22 protein-coding genes are annotated in these 17,607 nt (G+C 68.6%); 3 read left to right on the forward strand and 19 right to left on the reverse strand.

What is annotated here, in order from left to right:
- Positions 1 to 130: 130 nt before the first annotated feature.
- Positions 131 to 1,180, forward strand: a complete 1,050-nt coding sequence (locus MRBLMX7_RS01725; protein WP_050721054.1) for an AI-2E family transporter — start codon at positions 131 to 133, stop codon at positions 1,178 to 1,180.
- Here MRBLMX7_RS01725 and MRBLMX7_RS01730 read toward each other — a convergent pair.
- The 9 genes from MRBLMX7_RS01730 to rpsB form a co-directional block, all read right to left on the reverse strand.
- On the reverse strand, positions 1,177 to 1,890 hold the full coding sequence (locus MRBLMX7_RS01730; protein ID WP_363370771.1) for an alpha/beta hydrolase: 714 nt from the start codon (positions 1,888 to 1,890) through the stop codon (positions 1,177 to 1,179). The two genes, MRBLMX7_RS01725 and MRBLMX7_RS01730, sit on opposite strands and share 4 nt — an antisense overlap.
- A 2-nt stretch (positions 1,891 to 1,892) precedes the next feature.
- Complete coding sequence (locus MRBLMX7_RS01735; RefSeq protein WP_050721055.1) at positions 1,893 to 2,180, reverse strand: hypothetical protein; 288 nt, start codon at positions 2,178 to 2,180, stop codon at positions 1,893 to 1,895.
- Positions 2,181 to 2,189: 9 nt separating this feature from the next.
- Positions 2,190 to 2,861, reverse strand: a complete 672-nt coding sequence (locus tag MRBLMX7_RS01740) for a transglycosylase SLT domain-containing protein (RefSeq protein ID WP_363365920.1) — start codon at positions 2,859 to 2,861, stop codon at positions 2,190 to 2,192.
- 48 nt (positions 2,862 to 2,909) lie between these two features.
- Positions 2,910 to 3,491 carry a DivIVA domain-containing protein gene (locus MRBLMX7_RS01745; RefSeq protein WP_363365921.1) on the reverse strand — a complete coding sequence of 194 codons (582 nt, stop codon included), beginning with the start codon at positions 3,489 to 3,491 and terminating at the stop codon, positions 2,910 to 2,912.
- Positions 3,491 to 4,630 carry a phosphatidate cytidylyltransferase gene (locus MRBLMX7_RS01750; RefSeq protein ID WP_363365922.1) on the reverse strand — a complete coding sequence of 380 codons (1,140 nt, stop codon included), beginning with the start codon at positions 4,628 to 4,630 and terminating at the stop codon, positions 3,491 to 3,493. The genes MRBLMX7_RS01745 and MRBLMX7_RS01750 overlap by 1 nt, the downstream gene beginning before the upstream one ends.
- 5 nt (positions 4,631 to 4,635) lie before the next feature.
- The gene (gene frr, locus MRBLMX7_RS01755; protein ID WP_363365923.1) at positions 4,636 to 5,190 is read right to left on the reverse strand and encodes a ribosome recycling factor; all 555 of its coding nucleotides are present in this window, start codon (positions 5,188 to 5,190) and stop codon (positions 4,636 to 4,638) included.
- 67 nt (positions 5,191 to 5,257) lie between these two features.
- Entirely contained in the window at positions 5,258 to 5,974 is a 717-nt protein-coding gene (gene pyrH / locus MRBLMX7_RS01760; protein ID WP_050721059.1) for a UMP kinase, read from the reverse strand.
- Between the two features lie 91 nt (positions 5,975 to 6,065).
- A complete protein-coding gene (tsf, locus tag MRBLMX7_RS01765) occupies positions 6,066 to 6,893 on the reverse strand; it encodes a translation elongation factor Ts (RefSeq protein ID WP_363365924.1) in 828 nt (275 codons plus the stop codon).
- A gap of 44 nt (positions 6,894 to 6,937) precedes the next feature.
- Positions 6,938 to 7,879 carry a 30S ribosomal protein S2 gene (gene rpsB / locus MRBLMX7_RS01770; protein ID WP_363365925.1) on the reverse strand — a complete coding sequence of 314 codons (942 nt, stop codon included), beginning with the start codon at positions 7,877 to 7,879 and terminating at the stop codon, positions 6,938 to 6,940.
- Positions 7,880 to 8,198: 319 nt separating this feature from the next.
- Between rpsB and MRBLMX7_RS01775 the strand changes: the two genes are divergently transcribed.
- On the forward strand, positions 8,199 to 8,735 hold the full coding sequence (locus tag MRBLMX7_RS01775) for a murein hydrolase activator EnvC family protein (protein WP_363365926.1): 537 nt from the start codon (positions 8,199 to 8,201) through the stop codon (positions 8,733 to 8,735).
- A 27-nt stretch (positions 8,736 to 8,762) separates the two neighbouring features.
- Here MRBLMX7_RS01775 and MRBLMX7_RS01780 read toward each other — a convergent pair whose 3' ends face one another.
- The 9 genes from MRBLMX7_RS01780 to MRBLMX7_RS01820 form a co-directional block, all read right to left on the reverse strand.
- The gene (locus MRBLMX7_RS01780; RefSeq protein ID WP_363365927.1) at positions 8,763 to 9,665 is read right to left on the reverse strand and encodes a tyrosine recombinase XerC; all 903 of its coding nucleotides are present in this window, start codon (positions 9,663 to 9,665) and stop codon (positions 8,763 to 8,765) included.
- A 147-nt stretch (positions 9,666 to 9,812) separates the two neighbouring features.
- Entirely contained in the window at positions 9,813 to 11,009 is a 1,197-nt protein-coding gene (gene dprA / locus MRBLMX7_RS01785; protein WP_363365928.1) for a DNA-processing protein DprA, read from the reverse strand.
- A complete protein-coding gene (locus tag MRBLMX7_RS01790) occupies positions 11,006 to 12,535 on the reverse strand; it encodes a YifB family Mg chelatase-like AAA ATPase (protein WP_363365929.1) in 1,530 nt (509 codons plus the stop codon). Before MRBLMX7_RS01790 ends, dprA begins: the two co-directional genes overlap by 4 nt.
- Positions 12,532 to 12,894: a YraN family protein gene (locus MRBLMX7_RS01795; protein WP_363365930.1), complete on the reverse strand. Its 363-nt coding sequence runs from the start codon at positions 12,892 to 12,894 to the stop codon at positions 12,532 to 12,534. Before MRBLMX7_RS01795 ends, MRBLMX7_RS01790 begins: the two co-directional genes overlap by 4 nt.
- 102 nt (positions 12,895 to 12,996) lie before the next feature.
- Entirely contained in the window at positions 12,997 to 13,323 is a 327-nt protein-coding gene (locus tag MRBLMX7_RS01800) for a DUF2469 family protein (protein ID WP_017204525.1), read from the reverse strand.
- A gap of 58 nt (positions 13,324 to 13,381) precedes the next feature.
- A complete protein-coding gene (locus MRBLMX7_RS01805) occupies positions 13,382 to 14,041 on the reverse strand; it encodes a ribonuclease HII (protein ID WP_363365931.1) in 660 nt (219 codons plus the stop codon).
- Positions 14,038 to 14,769: a signal peptidase I gene (gene lepB, locus MRBLMX7_RS01810; RefSeq protein WP_363365932.1), complete on the reverse strand. Its 732-nt coding sequence runs from the start codon at positions 14,767 to 14,769 to the stop codon at positions 14,038 to 14,040. Before lepB ends, MRBLMX7_RS01805 begins: the two co-directional genes overlap by 4 nt.
- 117 nt (positions 14,770 to 14,886) lie before the next feature.
- On the reverse strand, positions 14,887 to 15,234 hold the full coding sequence (rplS, locus tag MRBLMX7_RS01815) for a 50S ribosomal protein L19 (protein ID WP_096716150.1): 348 nt from the start codon (positions 15,232 to 15,234) through the stop codon (positions 14,887 to 14,889).
- A 195-nt stretch (positions 15,235 to 15,429) separates the two neighbouring features.
- On the reverse strand, positions 15,430 to 15,921 hold the full coding sequence (locus tag MRBLMX7_RS01820; RefSeq protein ID WP_363365933.1) for an MFS transporter permease: 492 nt from the start codon (positions 15,919 to 15,921) through the stop codon (positions 15,430 to 15,432).
- 109 nt (positions 15,922 to 16,030) lie between these two features.
- Here MRBLMX7_RS01820 and map point away from each other — a divergent pair, with 109 nt between their 5' ends.
- A complete protein-coding gene (gene map, locus MRBLMX7_RS01825) occupies positions 16,031 to 16,813 on the forward strand; it encodes a type I methionyl aminopeptidase (RefSeq protein ID WP_363365934.1) in 783 nt (260 codons plus the stop codon).
- A 9-nt stretch (positions 16,814 to 16,822) separates the two neighbouring features.
- Here the strand turns inward: map and MRBLMX7_RS01830 are convergent, their stop codons facing one another.
- Entirely contained in the window at positions 16,823 to 17,560 is a 738-nt protein-coding gene (locus tag MRBLMX7_RS01830) for a class I SAM-dependent methyltransferase (protein ID WP_363365935.1), read from the reverse strand.
- Between the last annotated feature and the right edge of the window lie 47 nt (positions 17,561 to 17,607).

Raw genomic sequence — 17,607 nt, forward strand, 5'->3', positions numbered from 1 at the left:
CGACATTTCAGACTATCGAAACCACCTGTGTGTTGCCCACGAGGGCGTCGCAGGCCGCATCCTGCGGCACGTCGAGTCCGGAGCGCACTGCCCCGACGGATACCCTTAGGTACCGATCACGAGGAGCACGATGAAGATCCACAGTCCGTTCCGCACCGCCCTCGTGGCGACGCTCGGCGTCGGGCTCGGCATCCTCCTCATCACGAGCGTGCAGAGCCTGTCGACCGTCCTCCTGTACGTCGGCACCGCCCTGTTCCTGAGCCTCGGACTCGACCCCCTCGTCTCGTTTCTCGAGCGCCGCCGGCTCCCGCGGTGGCTGGCGGTCCTGATCACGATCGTCGCGGTCCTCGGTGTGTTCGCCGGCATCATCCTGATCGTCATCCCCGTGCTGGTCGATCAGATCTCGCAGCTCGTGTCGCAGGTGACGGTGATCGTGAGTCGTCCCAGCCTGCTCGGTGACATCGAGGAGTGGATCACCGCGGCCTTCCCGAACCTCGATGTCGAGCGCGTGCTCCAGGAGGCCCAGGCCTGGCTGATCGCCAACCTCGGCGACATCACGAACAGCGTCATCAACGCGAGTCTGTCCGTCGTGACGGGGCTCTTCGGGGCGTTCATCGTGCTGATCCTGACGATCTACCTCACGGCGTCGACGCCCTCCCTCAAGCGCGCCGTGTACCAGCTCGCCCCCGCGTCGAAGCGCGACCGCTTCATCGACCTCTCGGAGCAGATCACCGACTCGGTCGGCTACTACGTCATGGGGCAGGTCTCCCTGGGCGTCATCAACGGCGTGCTCAGCATGATCTACCTGTCGATCATCGGCGCGCCGTTCCCCGCGGTGCTGGCCGTGGTCGCGTTCTTCTTCTCCCTCATCCCGCTCGTCGGCACGCTCACCGGGTCGACCATCATCGTGCTCGTGTGCCTCATCCCGGGGCTCGGCTCACCCGGAATCGCGATCGCCGCCGCGATCTACTACCTCGTGTACATGCAGATCGAGGCGTACGTGATCTCGCCGCGCATCATGAGCCGGGCGGTCTCGGTGCCGGGCGCCGTGGTCGTGGTCGCGGCCCTCGCCGGCGGCAGCCTGCTCGGCCTGCTGGGAGCGCTCATCGCGATCCCCGTCGCGGCGAGCATCCTGATCATCTACCGTCAGGTGCTGATCCCGCGCATGAACGAGCGTTAGGCCACCGGCCACTGGGTCGGAAGCGGAAGAGCCGAGGGATTGACGGCGGCGACGATCTCGGTCAGGACACGACGTGTCTGGCTCTCCCCTACCCAGAGATGCTTGCCGCCCTCGACCGCGATCAGGTTGGCGTGCGGGATCGACGCGAACCGCTCACGTGCTTCGGCGGGCCGCAGGTAGTCGTCGAGCTCTGGAACGAGGATCACGACCTCCGTCCCTGAGTCGCGCCATGCGGCCACCTCGTCGTCCGTCGCACGATGCAGCGGCGGGGACAGCAGGATGATCCCCTCGACGTCGTGCTCGCGCCCGTACTTCAGCGCGAGCTCGGTGCCGAACGACCACCCCAGCAGCCAGGGACGGGGCAGAGTCCGCTCACGCACCAGGTCCATCGCCGCGGCGACGTCGAACTGCTCGGCCGCTCCCCCGTCGAAGGCGCCGTCGCTGGTGCCGCGCGGCGACGTCGTGCCCCGCGTGTTGAAGCGCAGCACGGCGAGATCGGCGAGAGCGGGCAGACGGGCCGCGGCCTTGCGGATGATGTGCGAGTCCATGAAGCCGCCCGCGGTGGGCAGAGGATGCAGTGTGACGAGCGTCGCGACAGGGTCGGCACTCTCCGGAAGGGCGAGCTCCCCGACGAGGGTGAGTCCGTCCGCCGTGCGGAGCTCCACATCCTCCCGCCGAGCCGGCAGTTCCAGCGGTCCACGGATCTCGATACTCACGCCATCCTCCAACAATGCGTATGCCAGTGCCGACGTGCGGCGAGGTCTGCCGCGTCACCCAGAACGCCGTCCGCCCGCCAGGCGACGACGTGCGCCGTCCCCGGCGTGATCATGCGACCGCATCCGGGACACAGATAGTCCTTCTGCGCCTGCGGACCGGAGACGGGCTGCACGGTCCATTCGATGCCGCGTCGGGTCTCCGTGCGCTTCCAGGACGCGAGAAGGCGGTCGAGGGAGTCCTCGCCCTCAGGGCGCGACGGACGTCGTCGGTGCGAGCGAGGCATCGCCTGCGCTCACCACCAGTGGTTCTTGGTCCAGAACGCGTGCGCGCCCGCCCAGCTGCCGTAGCGACCGGTGGCGTAGCCCGTGGCCCAGCGGAGATTGTCGACGGGATCGTAGCCGTTGCCAGGGACCTTGCTGCAGGGAAGCGCCTGGACGAGCCCGCACGCCCCGGAGGACTTGTTCGTGGCGTTCGGGTTCCATCCGCTCTCGCGCGACACGATGTAGTCGACGTAACCCCAGTCCGCCTCGGCGATGCCGGCGGCCGACATCCATTCGGCGGGAGCGCCACCGCCCGTGTAGAAGAGAGGTCCGCCGCCTCCCGAGCTCGACCCCGATGAGGCGGTCGTCGGCGTCGGGGTCGGGGTGGGCTTGGGCGTCACGTAGACCGAGAACGCACCGCGCTGAACGGGCGCGATCTCCGCTCCCTCGACCGTCACCGTGAGGTTCTGCGTGTCGGCCAGTGCCGCGGAGTACGCGGACTCGGGCGCGGCCTCGGCGGGCTGCTGCGCGAGGGCCACTCCGGTGGGAGCCACGAGAGCGCCGGCGAAGCCGACCACTGCGAGTGCCGCGAAGAAGCCGACGATGCCGCGTCGGCGGGTGCCCGCGCGCGCCGAAAGAGTCGTCGACGCGGGCAGCGGCGTGACGTCGTTCCGGTGAGCGATCATGTCGTTTCGGGAGTTCACGATAGGCGGCAGTCTACCCGGTGAGCGCCGGGCAGGCCACGGAAACGTTCAGCGAACAGCCAGGATGACGTCGATTGTGGCGTCGAGCAGGGCATCGACCTGCTCCTCGCGGTAGCCCCCGCGCTGCATGCGGAAAGCCGCGCCCCGCAACTGCTCAGCGGTCAGAGGCTCACCGTCGCGCAGGTATCGGACGATACGCGACGCCACATGGTCGACCTCGTCCACGCGGTAGCCGAAGGTGAGCACCCCGGTACGGCCGAACCGGTGGCGACGCGGACGGGCCAGGTGATCCAGGATGACCTGCGCTTCATCACGCGCCTGCTCGACCCAGGCGCCGGCGCCGCGCGAGCGCACCATCTGGTCGCGAGAGCGTGCAGCCAGCGCGTCCTCGACACGTCCCAGCGCGGCGTCCACCTCCGCGACGACGTAGCCGTTCTTGACCAGCGGGAACGACGCCACGCGTACGTCGGCTGCCGTGAGCTCACCCCCGCCTTCGAACGCCGCCCTCGCGGCCGCGAGGAAGGTGTCGACGGCCGCGCGGTGGTAACCGCGCGTGCGGCCACTGGTCAGCGTGAATGCGGGTCGCGCCTGAGGCGCCTCGGTCGTGTCGAGCAGGTCGTCGGAAGACATCACAGCACCGTCCAGGAGGAGAAGAGGAAGTAGAGGCACAGCGCGGGGATCGTGGACGGCAGGATGCTGTCCAGACGATCGAGCAGGCCGCCGTGGCCGGGAAGCCAGGAGCTCATGTCCTTGATCCCGAGATCGCGCTTGAGCATGGACTCGCCCAGGTCGCCGAGCGTGGCGGAGAGCAGGATCGCGGCGCCGAAGATCACGCCGATCCACCAGGGCACACCCAGCAGGAGGATCGCGAGGAGAACACCCGCGGCGACCGACGCCACGACGGCACCGCCGAACCCCTCCCACGTCTTCTTCGGGCTGATGCGCGGGGCCATCGGATGCCGCCCGAAGGCGAGCCCTGCGGCGTAGGCGCCGGTGTCGGCGGCCACGGCGATCGCTATGAAGCTGAGCACCCACCATTCGCCGCCGTCCTGACCGAGCAGGATCAGCGCGACGGCCGCGAGAAAGGGTACGTACACCTGCACGAAACCACCGATCACGGCGTCCGCCAGCACGTCTCCGTAGGTGCGCCCGTCCTTCTCGATCATCTGGGCGACGAGGCGCCACACGATCACGAACGCCACAGCGAGGAAGAGCGTCACCCAGACGAGCCAGGCGTCGAGGAAGAACCCTGACAGGACCAGGAGCGCAGCGGCGACGAACTGCGGGACGACGTCGATCCGACGCCCGGACGCCCGCAGCGCGAGAGACAGCTCGTACACGCCCAGCAGCGCGGCGGCCAGGGCGAACGGCACGAACAGCACCTTGATGAACAGGAGCGATGCGAGCAGCGCACCGCCGAACGCCAGGCCGATCAGGATCGCGACGATCAGGTCCCGTCCTGTCCGCTCCTTGATCCGCTCGTTCGCGAGGTCCAGCTGGTCGCGGGCGTTCGAGACATGCGTGCCGAACTCGTCGCGTGCGGCGCGCCACTGCTCGCGGATCGCGTTGTGATCCCCGGTCGCGAGGGTCTCCACCGGAACGAGCGGCAGTTCCTCCGGCAACGGTGGCCGCGGCGGGATCGCCTCCGCATCGAATCGTGGGAAGGCGTCGTCCGCCAACGGAGCGCCGCCAGGAGAGGTCGACGAGTCGCGCGCTTCGCGGCGCGTATGCGGCTTGTCGGTGCCTTCACCGGTCGGGTCGTCGGTCATCCCGCCTACACCTCGAGGAGTTCGGCCTCTTTGCGCTTGAGAGCGTCGTCGATCAGGTCGACGTGCTGGCGCGTGAGGACATCGAGCTCCTTCTCGCCGCGAACGATCTCGTCCTCGCCGAGCTCGCTCTTCAGAGCGTCGAGCTCGTCCTTGGCCTTGCGGCGGATGCCGCGGACGTGGACCTTCGCGTCCTCGCCCTTGGACTTCACGAGCTTGACGTACTCCTTGCGGCGCTCGGCCGTGAGCTCGGGCATCGTCACGCGCACGAGGTTGCCGTCGTTCGTGGGGTTGGCACCCAGGTTCGGCATGTCCCGCACGGCCTGCTCGATCGCCTTGAGCGCGGACTTGTCGTACGGCGTGATGATGAGGGTGCGCGCCTCCTGGTTCGCCAGAGAGGCGAGCTGAGCAAGCGGCGTGGGTGTTCCGTAGTAGTCGACCAGCAGCTTCTGGAACAGCTGCGGGTTGGCCCGGCCGGTACGGACCGTGGAGAAGTCCTCCTTGGCGGCTTCGACCGCCCGCGTCATGCGAGTGGTGGTTTCAGCGAGGACGTCCGCGATCACGGTGACTCCTATCGTCGGGGTGTTCTGAGAATTCTATCGGGCAGGACCTGCGAGTCCGGTGAGGCGCTCAGGCGGTGACGAGCGTGCCGATCGGCTCCCCGAGGAGGGCCTTGGTCACGTTCCCCGCCGGCTCCATGCCGAACACGCGCATGTCCATGTTGTTGTCCATGCACAGGCTGAATGCGGTCGAGTCCACGACCTTGAGGCCGCGCTGCAGCGCGTCACGGTAGGTGACGCGGTCGATGCGCTCGGCATCCGCGTGCTTGTTGGGATCCGCGGTGTAGATCGCGTCGACGCCGTTCTTGGCGACGAGCACCTCGGTGGCGCCGATTTCGAGCGCACGCTGCGCCGCGACCGTGTCGGTCGAGAAGTACGGGAGCCCGGCGCCGGCGCCGAAGATCACGATGCGACCCTTCTCCATGTGCCGTTCGGCACGGCGCGGGATGTAGGGCTCGGCGACCTGGGTCATCGAGATCGCGGACTGCACGCGGGTGGGAGCGCCTGCCTGCTCGAGGAAGTCCTGCAGAGCGAGTGCGTTCATCACGGTGCCGAGCATCCCCATGTAGTCGGCGCGTCCGCGATCCATGCCGCGCTGGCTCAGCTCGGCCCCGCGGAAGAAGTTGCCTCCGCCGACCACGATCGCGATCTCGACGCGATCGACGGCAGCAGCGATGTCTCGGGCGATCTGGCTGACCACGTCGGGGTTGACGCCGAGCTGGCCGGCGCCGAACGCCTCACCGGAGAGCTTCAGGAGGACGCGGCGGCGTCCGGTGCGTTCGGTCATAGGTGTAGTCCTCTCATCCCGATTCAAGATAGTGCCTTCTGGGCATGAAGAAGGGGTTCGGATCTCCCGGATCCGAACCCCTTCGACTGTGCTACGCGCCGACCTTGAAGCGCGCGAAGTCCGTCACGGTGATACCGGCGTCCTTCGCCACCTGGGCGACAGAGAGCTTGTTGTCCTTCGCGTAGTCCTGCTCGAGCAGGGCGACCTGCTTGATGAACGCGGACACGCGACCCTCGACGATCTTGGGCAGGGCCGCCTCCGGCTTGCCCTCGTTGCGGGAGATCTCGGTGACGATCTCGCGCTCCTTCTCCACAGCCTCGGCCGGGACGTCCTCGCGGGACAGGAAAGACGGGTTCGCGAACGAGATGTGCTGCGCGATGCTGCGAGCCGTGTCGGCGTCGTCACCCGTGTAGGCGACGACGACGCCGATCTGCGGCGGCAGGTCCTTGCTCGTGCGGTGCAGGTACACCTCGACCTTGTCGCCGGTCACGGTGCGAACCTGACGCAGTTCGACCTTCTCGCCGATGATCGCGGCCTCTTCGGAGATGACCGTCTCGACGGTCTTGTCTCCGGCCGGCGCTGCCAGCGCGGCGTCGACCGAGTCGGCCTTGGCCGCGGCGACCGCGTCGGCGACCTTGTCGGCCAGCGCGATGAAGCGCTCGTTCTTGGCGACGAAGTCGGTCTCGCACGCGAGCTCGATGAGCGTCACAGAACCGTCGTTCTCACGAGCGGCGATCAGCCCCTCGCTGGTGGAACGGTCGGCGCGCTTGGCGTTGCCCTTGGCACCCTTGAGACGCAGGATCTCGGTGGCCTTCTCGACGTCTCCGTCGGCCTCCTCGAGCGCCTTCTTGGTGTCGACCATTCCCGTGCCGAGCTGCTCACGCAGCGCCTTGAGGTCGGCGATGGTGAAGTTGGCCATGTGTGGTGGCTCCTTGCTTCGTGATGTGTGTGGTGGTCGCGGAATTACTTGGCGTCTGCAGCCTCGGCGGCGGCGACCTCTGCGGTCTCCTCGCCGGAGGCGGCCGCGACGGCCTCGTCGTGCGCCTCGGCACCGGCCTCGTCGGCAGCGGTCTCGTCGGCGGCGGGCGTCTCGACGACGGCGGCCTCGTCGGCAGCCGTCTCGACGGCAGCAGCGTCAGCGGACTCCTGCACAGGGCTCTCGAGGAGCTCCTTCTCCCACTCGGCCAGCGGCTCGACGTCGCCGGACTCGGGGTTGTGCTTCTGCTGCAGGCCCTCGGCGGCGGCGTCGGCGATGATGCGCGTCAGCAGCGAGACGGAGCGGATCGCGTCGTCGTTGCCGGGGATCGGGTACTGGAAGTCGTCCGGATCGGCGTTCGTGTCGAGGATGCCGATCACGGGGATGCCGAGCTTCTTGGCCTCGTCGATCGCGAGGTGCTCGCGCTTGGCGTCGACGACCCAGAGAGCGGACGGCGTCTTGGTGAGGTTGCGGATACCGCCGAGCGACTTGTGCAGCTTGTCCAGCTCGCGCTTCTTGAGCAGGAGCTCCTTCTTCGTGAAGCCCGATGCGGCCGGGTTCTCGTAGTCGAGCTCCTCGAGCTCCTTCATGCGGGCGAGACGCTTCGCGATGGTGGAGAAGTTGGTGAGGAGTCCACCGAGCCAGCGCTGGTTCACGAAGGGCTGGCCGACGCGGGTGGCCTGCTCGGCGAGGATCTCCTGCGCCTGCTTCTTCGTGCCGACGAAGAGGATCGTGCCGCCGTGGGCGACGGTCTCCTTGACGAAGTCGTAGGCCTTGTCGATGTACCCGAGCGACTGCTGGAGGTCGATGATGTGGATGCCGCTGCGCTCGGTGAGGATGAAGCGCTTCACCTTCGGGTTCCACCGACGGGTCTGGTGTCCGAAGTGCACGCCGCTGTCGAGCAGCTGGCGGATGGTGACCACAGCCATGGTCGTCTCCTGGTTCTGGCGCGGTTCTGCGCCGTTGAGGTTGTCAAGCCGATCGGTCGATCGGACTTCCTGGTGCCCGGCGCACACCCGCCCGTTCGGAGAAGGGACCTGTGGGAGTGGATGCCACGACATCCGTCTCTCGACGGCGTCGCTCTGGGCACGCGTAGTCACCCCGGAATCGGGGTGCTCCTCCAGCATACAGGAAGACGCCGCCGCACTCGCTCTCCCCACACGAGCCGGATCCCCGGTTGTCCGCTGCTCCCGGGCTGCCCTCCGAGATCTCCGCGCGGCAGACGCGGAACCCGAGGAGCATGCGCACATGAGAACTCGACTGTGCCTCGCGGCACTCCTTCTCCTCGCCTTTCTGATCCTCGTTCCCGGCACGCGCGCCGCGAGCGCGCCGGCTGTCGACGCACCGGACCCCGCTGGCACCGTCGGGGCGGACTGGATGTGGCCCGTCGAGGGTCCTCGCCGCGTCGTCGAGAGGTTCATCGCACCAGCGCACGACTACGGACCCGGGCATCGAGGGATCGACCTCGAGGCTCCCGTAGGCGTGTCGGTGAGGGCGCCGGCCGCCGGCGTGGTGGCCTTTCGAGGCACGGTGGTGGACCGAGCCGTCCTGACGATCGCGCATCCCGGCGGGCTCGTGTCGTCGTTCGAGCCGGTGCGGTCCGACCTGGCGGCGGGGTCTGCGGTCGCGGAGGGCGACCTGATCGGCGTCGTCGACGTGGGCGGGCACAGCTCGCCGGGCACCATGCATTTGGGTGTGCGCCTCGACGGCGCGTACGTGGACCCGATGCTCCTGTTCGGCGAGGTGCCGCGCGCGGTGCTCCTCCCCTGCTGCGAACCCCTCTGAACGTGAGGCTCGAGCGGCGGCGAACCCTCAGGCGCGGGGATGCGCGAGGCGGTAGGTCGCCGCCAGACGCTCGGACGAGACGTGAGTGTAGATCTGAGTGGTCCCGAGGCTCGCATGCCCGAGGATCTCCTGCACTGCCCGCAGGTCGGCACCGCCGTCGAGCAGATGCGTCGCGGCGGTGTGCCGGAGAGCGTGGGGTCCGACGGTCTCCTCGCCCACGAGCGGAGCGAGCACGTCTGCGACGAGCGCGTACACCGCCCTGGGGCCGATCCGCGCTCCCCGGATACCGAGCAGGAGCGCAGCGGGGGCGGCGGTCGCTCGTGCCGCGAGCACAGGTCGTCCGCGTGTGAGGAAGGCGCCGACGGCGTCCCGTGCGGGGATGCCGAACGGAACGACCCTCTCCTTGGACCCCTTGCCGAGGACGCGCGCGGTCGCGCGATCGAGATCGACATCGTCGACGTCGAGTCCGCAGAGTTCCGAGACACGGATGCCGGAGCCGTAGAGCAGTTCGAGGATCGCGTGGTCCCGGAGGGCTACGGCATCCCCCTGCGATGCCGCGCTGCGCTGCGCATCGAGCAGTGTCCGCATCGCGTCCTGGGAGGCCACCGTGGGAAGCGTCCGGCCGCGTTTGGGGGCGACGAGCCGGAGACTCGGGTCGTGCTCGATCAGCTGCTGCTCGTGCGCCCAGCTGAAGAAAGACCTGACGGCTGCTGCGCGGCGCGCGAGCGTCGACCGGGCATCTCCGCGCTGGGTCGCCCGCCAGAGCCAGTCCCGGAGCGTGTCGAGGGTGATCTGATCGAGGGATGCATCACCGACGTCCACGGCCAGGTCTCGCAGATCCGAACGGTACGCGCGCACCGTCGCGGGTGAGAGGCGTCGTACACGCTCGAGGTGCTCCGCGAACGCGGCGGTGGCCTCGTTGAACTCCATTGCTTCAGCATGCCGTCGTCCCGTGTTTCCCGAGCGCAGCCTCGCCGCGCGGACACCGTCCTGTCCACCCCGGAGGCGGCAGCTGGCTGTCGGCCGCCTCCGGCGTACGCGCGCCGCCGGGGCTGGCCGCTGTCAACGCCTCCGTTTCTACCGACGCACACCGATCCATCCCCTCTCGGAGCGTCGCGCCTCGCCACGGAGCTCGAGGAAACCGAGGAGCGCGCTCACCCGCTCGATCGAGAGGCCGCTCCGACGCGCGAGCTCGGACGCGGCGAGCGGCGTGCGACTGCTCATCGCGTCGCGGAGTCGAGTCTCGTCGGGATCCGTGCACTCGCTCTCTCGCCGTCCTGGGTCCTCGCCCCAGAGCTCCCGGATCTCGGCCGAGGTGGTGACGCAGCGCGCGTCGTACTCGCGGAACAGACGATGACATCCCTCCGAGGTGGCGGACGTGACCGGCCCGGGAACCGCGCCGAGCGGTCGACCGAGAGACGCAGCGTGTCCTGCGGTGTTCAACGAACCGCTGCGCCATCCCGCCTCGATCACCACAGTCGCGTCGCTCACCGCTGCGATGAGCCGGTTCCGGGAGAGGAAGCGCCACTTGGTCGGAGCCGTCCCACACGGGACCTCGCTGACGACGGCACCCGTCGTCCTCACGCGTTCCAGAAGGTCGCGGTGCCCCTGCGGGTAGGCGCGATCCACGCCGCCAGCGAGGAAGGCGACCGTCGCGCCGCCCACACCCAGCGCTGCGCGATGGGCCGCTCCGTCGATGCCGTATGCACCGCCGGAGACGATCACCGTGCCCGTCGCGGCCAGCTCCCCCGCGAATTCCCCCGCGATGTGCTCGCCATAGGCGGTGGCCGCACGTGCTCCGATGATCGCGACCTGCGGTGCTGCCGCGAGCAGTCTCGTCTCGCCTCGCACCCAGAGGAGCAGCGGCGCGTGTCGGCCGAGGTCGTCAATCTGCACCGGCCATCCCGGATCACCGGGGAGCAGCAGTCGTGCATTCGCCGCGAGTGCGCTCCCGACCGCATCGGTCACACGCCGAGGATCGACCCGCGGACGCCATCGCGAGATCCCCTCGTCGATCGCCCCGTCCTCGACCGGAATGGCACCTCGCACGCGAGCGGGCGTGGGGTGCTCGTCCACCGCGAGTCGCAACGCCTCCGTCGCACCGAGCTCTTGGATGAGCGCGCCGGCCACCCCGTCGCCCGGCTCGGCGAGCACGCTCCATGCCACGCGCGCGATCGCATCCATCCGACGATCCACGTCGACGCGTGGGTCCGTGCACAACAGGCTCGTGACGGCCGACACGAGACCTTCGTCGCGACGCAGTCCGTCGATCATGCGGCATACCCCCGCTTCAGGAACAGCGCCCGACCGACCTGATCCAGACCCGGCCGGTCGATCTCGTCGAGGTCGGCCATGGTCCACGCGAGGCGGAGCACCCGGTCGTACCCGCGCAGGGTCAGCAGGCCCTTCTCGAGCGCCCGGTCGAGCGGACGGCGTGCCTCCACCGCGACGCGCACATCGGCCTGGCGCAGCCGCGCTCCGGGCACGTCGGCGTTGCGGCGCCACGGAGTGCCCCGCCAGCGCTCGGCCGCACGGGCACGGGCCGAGACGACGCGCTGCTGCGCATCCGCGCTCGTCGTGCGGGTCGACCGGTCCGACACGGCCTCCGCCGCCGCGATGCGCGAGACATGGACCTCGATGTCCACGCGGTCTCGAAGCGGTCCGGAGAGTCGCGCGGCGTAGCGGCGGATCGCGAGCGATGGACAGGTGCACTCCCCTCCGCGAACGCCGTACTGGCCGCAGGGACACGGGTTCATCGCCATCACGAGTTGGAACCGCGCGGGGAACCGCGCGGTGAATCCCGACCGGTGCACATCGATCGACCCGGACTCGAGGGGTTGACGGAGTGCGTCGAGGGCTACGCGGGAGAACTCGGCCGCCTCGTCCAGGAGCAGCACTCCCCGATGCGCACGCGCGATCGCGCCGGGGCGGGCGGCACGCGACCCACCGCCGACCAGGGCGGCCACCGAGGCACTGTGATGGGGAGCCTCCAGCGGAGCGCGACGATCGAGCGCGTCCACCGCCTGTCCGGCGAGAGAGCGGATCGAGGCGACGTCGAGCGCTTCATCGACCGTCAGTGCGGGCAGGATGCCGGGCAGACGGCGGGCGAGCATCGTCTTGCCCGCGCCCGGCGGCCCGCTCAACAGCATGTGGTGGCCACCTGCGGCAGCAACCACGAGCGCTTCGACCGCCTCGGTCTGACCGGCGACGTCCGCGAGATCGAGGGCCTCCTCCTCAGGCACGTCCACGACCCCGATCGTCACGGACTCGACGTCGGGCACCGCGACATCCGCGCCGTGCCAGACCGCCACTTCGGCGAGCGTCGACGCGGCCCGTACGACGACCCCGGGCACGAGTCCCGCCTCGACGGCGTTCGCGCTGGGAACCACGACGGTGTCGAAACCGGCACGCGCAGCGGCGAGAACGGCCGGGAGGACTCCCGGTACCGGTCTCAAGCGCCCGTCGAGCGCGAGCTCCCCGATATGCACCGCCTGTCTGATCGCTCGAGGGGAGATCGCTCCGCCTGCGGCGAGGGCGCTGACGGCGATGGCGAGGTCGAAAGACGATCCGTGCTTCGGAAGGCTCGCCGGCGACAGATTGACCGTCAGTTTCCGCTTCGGCAGGTCCAGACCGGCGTTCTTGCAAGCATTGTGCACGCGCTGCACGGCTTCGCCGAGCGACTTGTCGGGCAGTCCGATGATCCGGAAGTCCGGGGTCTGATTCGACAGGTCGGCTTCGACTTCGACGAGATGACCGTCGACACCCGTGAGAGCGACCGCCCAGGTGCGTACCGTGCTCATGCGAGGTCCACCAGGTGCTCCAGGACGCCGACCTCCGGGTCGTCGCCGGTGACGGCGACAGCCTCGACGCGCAGTGCCAATCCGCGCGCCTGCTCGGGGTGTTCAGCCGCCCACGCGTAACCGAGCTGCCAGAGTCGCCCCAGCTTCCGGGCGTCCACGGCCTCGAACGGGTGCCCGAAGCGCTCGGTTCTCCGCGTCTTCACCTCGACGATCGCAAGATGATCGCGCGTGCACGCGACGATGTCGATCTCGCCCTGGGGACATCGCCAGTTGCGATCGAGGATGTCGTAACCGATGCCTGTCAGAAAGCGCGTCGCGCGCTCTTCGCCGGCCCTGCCGAGGTCGTCTTTAGCTGCCATGTCGACAGCCTGTCGTGCGGGGAGGACTCAGCACGCGGCCCGACGGCACCCCCACCGGCGATGGTGGAGAACGGGTTCACGACGTGCGATGTGGAGAGCGGGTCACTCCCCGTCGAGGGACAGCTCCTGCGGCAGTTCGAACTCGCGGCGCTGCAGCTCCTCGACGTTCACGTCCTTGAACGTGAGCACCCTGACGGCCTTGACGAAGCGATCGGCGCGGTAGATGTCCCAGACCCACACGTCACTCATGGAGATCTCGAAGTAGAAGTCGTGCTCGGTGTCCCGACGCACGACGTTCACCTCGTTCGCGAGGTAGAAACGCCGCTCCGTCTCGACGACGTACTGGAACTGCGAGACCACGTCGCGATACTCACGGAACAGCGCCAGCTCGAGCTCGCGGTCGTAGTCGTCGAATGCTTCCTCATCCATGATCTCTCCATCCTAGAGTCGCCACGACGACCATGACGCGCGGACCGCGATCGGCTGCTCAGAAGAGGGTCGGCGCGTCCGCGATCGCCCACGAGGAGCGATGGTGCGGCGACAACCCCACCGACCGGATCGCGTCTCGGTGCTCCAGGCTCGCGTAACCCTTGTTCCGATCCCACTGATAGGCGGGGTGATCGACGTGGAGTCCCGCCATCAGGGTGTCCCGCGCCACCTTGGCGATCACGGACGCGGCGGACACCGATGCGCAGTCGCGATCGGCCTTCACCACGGGACGGACCCGGAGGGGCACCGGGTGGACCGCGGAGACGTAGTCGTGGTTCCCGTCGAGCAGGACCAGCGCGTTCGCGGTCGCCACGCCCTGATCCACGACGCTCTGCACCGCCCGGGATGCCGCGAGCCCCAGGGCGCGCATGATCCCGAACTCGTCGACCTCGGCGGCGCTGGCCCAGCCGACACCCGAGGCCTGAACCCAGGCCGCAGCACGGGCCGCGACATCGGGCCGTCGCCGTTCGGTCACGAGCTTCGAATCGCGGAGCCCTTCCGGAACGCGCCGACGCGCCCCCGCGGCATCCATCACCGACGCCCCCACCGCGACCGGTCCCGCGAGCGCCCCGCGTCCGACCTCATCGAGCGAGATGACGAGGTCGAACTCGGTGAGCAGCTTGCGCTCGAGGGTCAGCTTGGGTGCGACGACGGTCATTCGGCGTCCGGGACCCCGTTGAAGATGTCGTGGTGTCCGTCGATCGTCCCCATCCGATCGAACGGCCAGGTCGTGAGGAACGCCTTGCCGACGACGTTGTCGAGCGGCACGAAACCACCGCTCGGGAGCTCCTGATGCGCCCGGGAGTCCCTCGACCGGTCGCGGTTGTCGCCGAGGACCCAGAGCGACCCCTCGGGGACGACCACGTCGAAGGGCTCGTTGGACGCGGCGGTGTCGCCATCCGGCAGATTCAGATACGACAACTCGTCGATCGGGGTGCCGTTGATCGTGATCTGGCCGAGGGCGTTGCAGCAGACGACGTGATCACCGGGCATGCCGATCACGCGCTTGACCAGGTGATCCTGCGAGTCGGAGGCCGAGATCCCCACGACGTTGAGCACCCAGTCGACCGCCTCGATGAGCGGGGGCTGCGCGGGGGCCTGGGGCTGGCCGTCCAGCCAGCCACCCGGATCCTTGAACACGACGATGTCACCGCGCTCGTAGCCGGTCCATCGCGGCGTGAGCTCGTCGACGAGAATGCGGTCGTCGGTCATGAGCGTCCGCTCCATCGACGCGGACGGGATGTAGAAGGAACGGACGACGAACGTTTTCACGACGAACGACACGACCGCGGCGATGACGATGATGATGAGCACATCACGCAGGAAGACCAGGAGTCCGCGCCGACGGGTACGGGGCGTCGATGCGGATGCGGAGTCAGTCGTCATCAGGTTCCTTCACAGAGCGGCACCGCTCGGAGACGGCACTATCAAGGGTCGCATACCCCGGGGAGAACACAGCACCCCGGGACATCGTGTCCCGGGGTGCTGCGGAGAACCTGCGCGTCAGTTGTCGCGCTTCTCCTTGATCTTGGCCTTCTTGCCCCGCAGCTGGCGGAGGTAGTACAGCTTCGCGCGACGCACGTCACCGCGGGTGACGACCTCGATGTGGTCGATCACCGGGGAGTGCACGGGGAACGTGCGCTCGACGCCCACCTGGAAGCTGATCTTGCGAACCGTGAAGGTCTCACGAACGCCGTCGCCCTGGCGGCCGATGACGACGCCCTTGAAGACCTGGATACGGGAGCGGCTGCCCTCGGTGATGTTCACGTGGACGTTGACGGTGTCGCCCGGGTGGAAGACCGGGATGTCGGAACGGAGCGAAGCCGCGTCGACGGCGTCGAGGATCTGCATGATCGTCTCTCTCTGCACTCGCCACAGGTCGGTTGCATGGTGCTGGAAGGAATAAGAACGGATTCGTGCCTAACGGCGCTCGCAAGCCTCCGCGGGCTCCCCTGTGGCAGAGCCGGTCACGGCACAAACGTCTATTCTGCCATGGATGCCGCACGCGACCAAAACCGCCGGGTGGCATGAGACCGCAGGGTGGGATCAGGACTCCCGCTGCTCGGCTTCCTTGACCACGATGACCTCGTGGGCACGCGTCGCCGTCGCAGCCTCGTCCTCGCGGGGCAGGGTCGACCAGGTGATCGTCTCCCGGATGCGGGCGCCGCTCCCCTTCGCCTCGTTCCAGAGCTGCCACAGCTGGAGCCAGACGAGACCGATCCCCGCGACCACGGCGCCGGCGAGCAGCCAGCCGAAGGCCGCGCCGGGGAAGAAGCCGACCGCGATCGTGAGCGCGTGCCATACGGCGAATCCTGCGACGTCCCACCACGACACCGCGCGCTCGATGCGCACAGACGGACGGGAGCGCGTGAGCAGCGTGAGCAGGAGCTGTCCGACGAAGACGGAGGGGATCGCGATGAAGAGCACCCAGAGGATCGCCCATCCTCCCTGGAACACACCCCACCCGATGAGCAACCACAGCGGCAGCAGGAACGCGGCCGGGAGCAACCACCGGAAGAACGCCTGACGCAACCACATGCGTCGATCGTACGACGACAGGCTGTGGACGGCCCCGGTGTTCGCTCTGAGCGCGTGGACGCCGCGCTGTCGATGATCGGCGACAATGGAGGGGACGAGAGGACACCCGATGATCGAACTGCGCACCCCCGCCGAGATCGACGAGATGCGCGCCGCCGGGCGCTTCGTGGCGGAGACCCTGGCGACCCTCCGGGACGAGACCAAGGTGGGCACCAACCTGCTGTCGATCGACCGTCGCGCGCACGACATGATCCGCAAGGCCGGGGCCGAGTCCTGCTACATCGACTACCACCCGTCGTTCGGCGCGAGCCCCTTCGGCAAGGTCATCTGCACCTCGATCAACGACGCCGTGCTGCACGGGCTCCCGCACGACTACACGCTTCGCGACGGCGATCTCGTGTCTCTGGATTTCGCGGTGTCCGTCGACGGCTGGGTCGCCGACTCGGCCGTCTCTTTCGTCGTCGGCACCGCGCGGGAGGAAGACCTCCGCCTCATCGAGACCACCGAGCGCGCTCTGGACGCGGCGATCACCGCGGCCGTCGTCGGCAATCGCATCGGCGACATCTCTGCCGCGATCGCAGCGGTCTCACATGGCGAGGGCTATTCGATCAACACGGACTTCGGCGGACACGGCGTCGGCCGCATCATGCACGGCGACCCGCACGTGCCGAACGACGGCCGGGCCGGACGAGGCTTCCCGCTGCGCGAGGGTCTCGTCTTCGCGCTCGAACCCTGGTTGCTCGCGACCACGGACGAACTCGTCACCGACCCCGACGGATGGACGCTGCGCAGTGTCGACGGCTCACGCGGCGCTCATTCCGAGCACACCGTCGCGGTCACGGCCGACGGACCGATCGTGTTGACCGACCGGTCTTTCCTCGGGGTCCGCTGAGCGGACGTCTCACACGCGTTCGTAGACGAAGACGTCGGTGACCACCGGCAGCTCGAGGACGTCGAGTCCCCGCGTCGTCGGATCCTCATCCAGGATCTGCTCGATATCCGCGATCATCTTCGCCCGCCCGGTGGCATCGGCGACCAGGAAGGTGCTGACGGTCGCCCAGCGACGCAGGTAGTCGTCACGGCGGATGCTCTCGACCGTCCGGATGTCGTCCCGACGGACGAATGCGAAGCCCGGGAGCTGCTCCGTCGCACTCGCCGAGGTGCCGTCCTGCTCCGCGACTGCCGGGTGCGCGACCCGGTGAGCTGCGCGATCCCACGCGCAGTCGGGATCGGAGTGGTTCCAGAGGAGTCCGAGGACTCCCCCGGGGCGGAGGACCCGGGCGATCTCCGCGCACGCTGCGTCCCTGTCGAACCAGTGGAACGCCTGCGCCACTGTCACCGCGTCGACTGACGCGTCGAGACACGGGATCGCCTCCGCATTCCCCACACGGGCGTCGACACCGGGGAGCTTCGCGCGCAGCACGTCGAGCATCGGCACGGAGGGCTCGACCGCGATCACCTTCTCCGCGCGGTCGAGGAGAAGGCGGGTGAACTTGCCCGTGCCGGCACCGAGGTCGAGCACCACCTGCAGCTGCACGGGAACGATGATCCCGGCCACGGCCGCAGGGAATCCCGGCCGGTACCGGTCGTAGTCTTCTCCGGAAGTCTCGAACGATCGTGCCAGCACCTCATCCACCATGCCTCGACGCTAGCAGCCGCGGTCCCGCCGACCGGCTGTGCCATCCT

Source organism: Microbacterium sp. LMX7-1.2 (assembly GCF_040675935.1).
GTDB lineage: Bacteria > Actinomycetota > Actinomycetes > Actinomycetales > Microbacteriaceae > Microbacterium.

Coding starts and splice junctions, on each gene's coding strand:
- MRBLMX7_RS01725 (WP_050721054.1), top strand. CDS start 131: ATGAAGATCCACAGTCCGTTCCGCACCGCCCTCGTGGCGACGCTCGGC.
- MRBLMX7_RS01735 (WP_050721055.1), bottom strand. CDS start 2,180: ATGCCTCGCTCGCACCGACGACGTCCGTCGCGCCCTGAGGGCGAGGAC.
- MRBLMX7_RS01745 (WP_363365921.1), bottom strand. CDS start 3,491: ATGTCTTCCGACGACCTGCTCGACACGACCGAGGCGCCTCAGGCGCGA.
- MRBLMX7_RS01750 (WP_363365922.1), bottom strand. CDS start 4,630: ATGACCGACGACCCGACCGGTGAAGGCACCGACAAGCCGCATACGCGC.
- pyrH (WP_050721059.1), bottom strand. CDS start 5,974: ATGACCGAACGCACCGGACGCCGCCGCGTCCTCCTGAAGCTCTCCGGT.
- tsf (WP_363365924.1), bottom strand. CDS start 6,893: ATGGCCAACTTCACCATCGCCGACCTCAAGGCGCTGCGTGAGCAGCTC.
- rpsB (WP_363365925.1), bottom strand. CDS start 7,879: ATGGCTGTGGTCACCATCCGCCAGCTGCTCGACAGCGGCGTGCACTTC.
- MRBLMX7_RS01775 (WP_363365926.1), top strand. CDS start 8,199: ATGAGAACTCGACTGTGCCTCGCGGCACTCCTTCTCCTCGCCTTTCTG.
- MRBLMX7_RS01780 (WP_363365927.1), bottom strand. CDS start 9,665: ATGGAGTTCAACGAGGCCACCGCCGCGTTCGCGGAGCACCTCGAGCGT.
- dprA (WP_363365928.1), bottom strand. CDS start 11,009: ATGATCGACGGACTGCGTCGCGACGAAGGTCTCGTGTCGGCCGTCACG.
- MRBLMX7_RS01790 (WP_363365929.1), bottom strand. CDS start 12,535: ATGAGCACGGTACGCACCTGGGCGGTCGCTCTCACGGGTGTCGACGGT.
- MRBLMX7_RS01795 (WP_363365930.1), bottom strand. CDS start 12,894: ATGGCAGCTAAAGACGACCTCGGCAGGGCCGGCGAAGAGCGCGCGACG.
- MRBLMX7_RS01800 (WP_017204525.1), bottom strand. CDS start 13,323: ATGGATGAGGAAGCATTCGACGACTACGACCGCGAGCTCGAGCTGGCG.
- MRBLMX7_RS01805 (WP_363365931.1), bottom strand. CDS start 14,041: ATGACCGTCGTCGCACCCAAGCTGACCCTCGAGCGCAAGCTGCTCACC.
- lepB (WP_363365932.1), bottom strand. CDS start 14,769: ATGACGACTGACTCCGCATCCGCATCGACGCCCCGTACCCGTCGGCGC.
- rplS (WP_096716150.1), bottom strand. CDS start 15,234: ATGCAGATCCTCGACGCCGTCGACGCGGCTTCGCTCCGTTCCGACATC.
- MRBLMX7_RS01820 (WP_363365933.1), bottom strand. CDS start 15,921: ATGTGGTTGCGTCAGGCGTTCTTCCGGTGGTTGCTCCCGGCCGCGTTC.
- map (WP_363365934.1), top strand. CDS start 16,031: ATGATCGAACTGCGCACCCCCGCCGAGATCGACGAGATGCGCGCCGCC.
- MRBLMX7_RS01830 (WP_363365935.1), bottom strand. CDS start 17,560: ATGGTGGATGAGGTGCTGGCACGATCGTTCGAGACTTCCGGAGAAGAC.